The organism is Vibrio sp. 2033 (assembly GCF_033339735.1).
In genome coordinates this window covers 1-556 of the sequence record NZ_JAWOVC010000679.1, presented here as the reverse complement: position 1 = coordinate 556, position 556 = coordinate 1, and the positions used below count along the sequence as shown (strand labels likewise).

1 protein-coding gene is annotated in these 556 nt (G+C 46.9%); it reads right to left on the bottom strand.

The features are described 5' to 3' along the window. On the bottom strand, positions 1-403 hold a 403-nt coding region (locus R7P74_RS28460; protein ID WP_443293529.1), incomplete at its 3' end, for an NUDIX hydrolase. Positions 404-556: the final 153 nt, after the last annotated feature.

The window sequence follows — 556 nt, the reverse complement described above, 5'->3', positions numbered from 1 at the left end:
AACGGTACTGCTCCGCTTTGAGAGCCGTTGGCTCAAGCAGCATCGCGGAAGCAATTTCTACTCCATAATGCGGCGCAAACCAAATGGGTAAGGTATTTCCACCTAACGCATGCTGAGTGTTGTAAGCGACGATCGGCGAGTCCGACACACAATCATAAAATACCGCGGTATCACTGTAGCCCAGCGCTTCCCCCACTGTCACCACTAGGCCAGTTTCTTCCCACACTTCTCTTTGCGCCGCTTCGGGTGGCGGCTCACCAGCGCTGATGGTTCCACCGGGCAGCGAAATTTGACCGGTCAAAATTTCATTCACCAGCAATAACTTGTTGTCGACACGCACAATACAGAGCGCGCCTTTAATTCCATTCAATGACGCACCGGATACCGATTTTGCCATTGTCATTGAAGACGTAGAAAGCAAAGCAGAAAAGAGAGGGAGAAAAAACAACTGTCTCAGCACAAGATAAACCTTTAATGAAGAGAATAATGACCAATGCATGATGGCAGTATTACCAATATTTTTCGACATAAATTAAGTAACGAGTTATGCATATGA